This window comes from Flavobacterium limnosediminis JC2902 (genome assembly GCF_000498535.1).
In the GTDB taxonomy this organism is placed as follows: Bacteria; Bacteroidota; Bacteroidia; order Flavobacteriales; family Flavobacteriaceae; genus Flavobacterium; species Flavobacterium limnosediminis.
In genome coordinates this window covers 1-1,565 of sequence record NZ_AVGG01000054.1, presented here as the reverse complement: position 1 = coordinate 1,565, position 1,565 = coordinate 1, and the positions used below count along the sequence as shown (strand labels likewise).

Below are 1,565 nucleotides of genomic sequence, written 5' to 3'. Positions count from 1 at the left end.
AGCCGGCGGGACGTTAGCAGATAGTTTAACTGAACGAACCGAAAAATAAAATATCACAAATGAAATTATACGTAATATATCTTTTCTATTTCTTCAGTTTTTCAGGAATTGCACAAAGCAATGTTCAAAATGATACTATTCCAACTAATCAAATAAATTTATTAAATTCAGAATATAAAGATTTTGTTACGGTAAAAAATCATATTTATGCAATATCTGAAAACAATAATCTTGTAGCAATTGATTTAAAAAAAGAAAGCTTTAAATTGATTAAAAACAATATCAGCGCAATTGCAAAAAAATCTAATAATGAATTAGTATTTGGAAGTAAAGATGGCAAAATATTTACTTTATATCACGGAAAAAAAGTTAAGCAAATAGAAAAAATTGATGCAGAAATATTCTCAATATTAATAAATTCAAAAGATGAATATATAGTCTATTCCAAAAAATCTATTTACTACAATAAGAAAGATTATATCCCCAAAAAGGAAACTAACTTCTATGGAAAAGTTAGAGCAAAATATACTGGCACTCAATTAATAGAGCCTGATTATATTTTTTTGGACAAAAAGGATTTTATTTGGTTTGCCTATGATGAAGGTGAATGGGGAGGAAATGTCTGCTTTTTTGATTTGAATAAAAAAGAGTTCATTTATGAACATTGGTTAATGATTGATAATGGCGGATTTGGTGAAGAAGTAAAATATAATGACAGAAATGAATATTTTACAAAATTAAAAGAAACCTATCCCGATAAAATTAAAATCACAGAAACAGATACGATTTATCAATACCCGTATCAAATGCGTATTTCTTCGGTAACAAAAGCTGCCACATATGATAATCAGAATAACTTATATGTAGCATCAAGTGGGAACAATTATATGATTTATCAAAATAGAAAAGGATTTAATTATTTTGTCGATGGCACATTAACCAAGATTACAAAAAGGGAAAATAATTTTTATAAATCCTGTTCTAACCATAGTTTTCTTGTAAATGATAAATACAAAGAAGCATTTAACAAAGGTATCAGAAAGCGCGACGAAAATTTAAATGAATTAAGAAACAATATTCTCACCGAAAATGAAATTAATATTTTAGGGCCTATTTCCTTTAATCACTACAACAACAAATTATATATGTACAGTTCGAAAGGCTACCAGGTAGTAAAAAATTTGAACTGTAATTTTACTGAAGAATTAATCTTTAAACCCTATTTAACATGCAAAGCGCATGGCGAAAACGACTATTGTACTCATTTAAATGTAATTAAATTTGAATTTATCAGCGAAAAAGAGATGTTGTTTTTAACAAAAAACAATGGAATTGGCTATTATAACGGAGATACGGTAATATATTTAAGATCGACAACAAAATAAAACCATCTGCTAACAGCGGTTTTGAGCAAGTGGGGCTTTAAGGCAAAATTTAAAGTTGGTTTTGTATTTGTAAACTAAATCTTTAATTTATACTTTTGGGAGAACAATCCCCACCTTCTCAAAGCCGGCGGGACGTTAGCAACAATTCATGAAAAAAATGGCGAATTCAAGAACCTAACG

At 28.3% G+C, this 1,565-nt stretch carries 1 protein-coding gene; it reads left to right on the top strand.

Going from position 1 to position 1,565, the window contains the following annotated elements:
- Positions 1-59 precede the first annotated feature (59 nt).
- On the top strand, positions 60-1,385 hold the full coding sequence (locus FLJC2902T_RS15615; RefSeq protein WP_023580776.1) for a hypothetical protein: 1,326 nt from the start codon (positions 60-62) through the stop codon (positions 1,383-1,385).
- Positions 1,386-1,565 lie beyond the last annotated feature (180 nt).

Bases quoted from the DNA above. Each gene is read 5' to 3' on its own strand.
- FLJC2902T_RS15615 (WP_023580776.1), top strand. From the start codon at position 60: ATGAAATTATACGTAATATATCTTTTCTATTTCTTCAGTTTTTCAGGA.